This is a genomic window from Streptococcus mitis subsp. hohhotensis (assembly GCF_020089495.2).
In the GTDB taxonomy this organism is placed as follows: Bacteria; Bacillota; Bacilli; order Lactobacillales; family Streptococcaceae; genus Streptococcus; species Streptococcus hohhotensis.
In genome coordinates, this window is sequence record NZ_JAIRCA020000034.1 from 1,166 (window position 1) to 2,906 (window position 1,741).

At 48.7% G+C, this 1,741-nt stretch carries 1 tRNA gene and 2 rRNA genes (2 of these 3 cut by a window edge); all 3 read right to left on the reverse strand.

Annotated elements, in window-relative coordinates:
* Window positions 1-1,403 (reverse strand): 23S ribosomal RNA (locus tag K4Z77_RS09585) (its annotated part extends 1,165 nt beyond the left edge of the window); the annotation flags it as partial.
* Between the two features lie 124 nt (window positions 1,404-1,527).
* A tRNA-Ala gene (locus tag K4Z77_RS09590) sits at window positions 1,528-1,600 on the reverse strand.
* A gap of 51 nt (window positions 1,601-1,651) precedes the next feature.
* Window positions 1,652-1,741, reverse strand: a 16S ribosomal RNA gene (locus K4Z77_RS09595); it runs 1,672 nt beyond the window's last position.

Below are 1,741 nucleotides of genomic sequence, written 5' to 3' on the forward strand. Positions count from 1 at the left end.
CGGATACACCTTTCGGTCTCTCCTTAGGTCCCGACTAACCCAGGGCGGACGAGCCTTCCCCTGGAAACCTTAGTCTTACGGTGGACAGGATTCTCACCTGTCTTTCGCTACTCATACCGGCATTCTCACTTCTATGCGTTCCAGCACTCCTCACGGTACACCTTCTTCACACATAGAACGCTCTCCTACCATACCTATAAAGGTATCCACAGCTTCGGTAAATTGTTTTAGCCCCGGTACATTTTCGGCGCAGGGTCACTCGACTAGTGAGCTATTACGCACTCTTTGAATGAATAGCTGCTTCTAAGCTAACATCCTAGTTGTCTGTGCAACCCCACATCCTTTTCCACTTAACAATTATTTTGGGACCTTAGCTGGTGGTCTGGGCTGTTTCCCTTTCGACTACGGATCTTAGCACTCGCAGTCTGACTGCCGACCATAATTCATTGGCATTCGGAGTTTATCTGAGATTGGTAATCCGGGATGGACCCCTCACCCAAACAGTGCTCTACCTCCAAGAATCTTAATGTCGACGCTAGCCCTAAAGCTATTTCGGAGAGAACCAGCTATCTCCAAGTTCGTTTGGAATTTCTCCGCTACCCACAAGTCATCCAAGCACTTTTCAACGTGCCCTGGTTCGGTCCTCCAGTGCGTCTTACCGCACCTTCAACCTGCTCATGGGTAGGTCACATGGTTTCGGGTCTACGTCATGATACTAATTCGCCCTATTCAGACTCGGTTTCCCTACGGCTCCGTCTCTTCAACTTAACCTCGCATCATAACGTAACTCGCCGGTTCATTCTACAAAAGGCACGCTCTCACCCATTAACGGGCTCGAACTTGTTGTAGGCACACGGTTTCAGGTTCTATTTCACTCCCCTCCCGGGGTGCTTTTCACCTTTCCCTCACGGTACTGGTTCACTATCGGTCACTAGGGAGTATTTAGGGTTGGGAGATGGTCCTCCCAGATTCCGACGGGATTTCTCGTGTCCCGCCGTACTCAGGATACTGCTAGGTACAAAGACTATTTTAAATACGAGGCTATTACTCTCTTTGGCTGATCTTCCCAAATCATTCTTCTATAATCTTTGAGTCCACATTGCAGTCCTACAACCCCGAAGAGTAAACTCTTCGGTTTGCCCTCCTGCCGTTTCGCTCGCCGCTACTAAGGCAATCGCTTTTGCTTTCTCTTCCTGCAGCTACTTAGATGTTTCAGTTCACTGCGTCTTCCTCCTCACATCCTTAACAGATGCGGGTAACAGGTAGTACCTGTTGGGTTCCCCCATTCGGAAATCCCTGGATCATCGCTTACTTACAGCTACCCAAGGCATATCGTCGTTTGTCACGTCCTTCTTCGGCTCCTAGTGCCAAGGCATCCACCGTGCGCCCTTATTAACTTAACCTTATTTTTTGACCTTTCAGTCATAAACTCTTATTAATACTACAGCGTTTTCGGTTTATTTTCTTGTTACTATTTGATATAGATATTCAATTTTCAATGTGCATTACTTGGTGATCTCTCACCAATGGAGCCTAGCGGGATCGAACCGCTGACCTCCTGCGTGCAAAGCAGGCGCTCTCCCAGCTGAGCTAAGGCCCCACAAGACCTCTCAAGACTAAACAAGACCAATGCGCAGTTCCTTATCCTTAGAAAGGAGGTGATCCAGCCGCACCTTCCGATACGGCTACCTTGTTACGACTTCACCCCAATCATCTATCCCACCTTAGGCGGCTGGCTCCT